Source organism: Endozoicomonas atrinae (assembly GCF_001647025.1).
GTDB lineage: Bacteria > Pseudomonadota > Gammaproteobacteria > Pseudomonadales > Endozoicomonadaceae > Endozoicomonas > Endozoicomonas atrinae.
Map to the genome: position 1 here is coordinate 1 of NZ_LUKQ02000912.1, position 250 is coordinate 250.

At 45.6% G+C, this 250-nt stretch carries 1 protein-coding gene; it reads left to right on the top strand.

Going from position 1 to position 250, the window contains the following annotated elements:
* The coding region (locus AK963_RS34680; protein ID WP_202969999.1) for a hypothetical protein at positions 1 to 183 on the top strand (183 nt) is incomplete at its 5' end.
* Between the last annotated feature and the right edge of the window lie 67 nt (positions 184 to 250).

Below are 250 nucleotides of genomic sequence, written 5' to 3' on the forward strand. Positions count from 1 at the left end.
AGTGCCACCACTGATGTGCGTTTGCAGTCTACCAAGGCTCGCAGGCTGGTCGATGATGCCATGGGCGCAGAGCCTTACACCGGCCTCCGGGCGTTTACTGGCAAAGACTTTTTTGATGCCCTTGTTATACCAATTTCATTTTCAAAATATGTCACGAATTCTGCGATTGCCTTTATACTTTAAATAGCCTGTTGTTCATCCCGTTAATGTCATGCCTAAAACTCCCGATTTTCCTGAAAACTTTCACGAT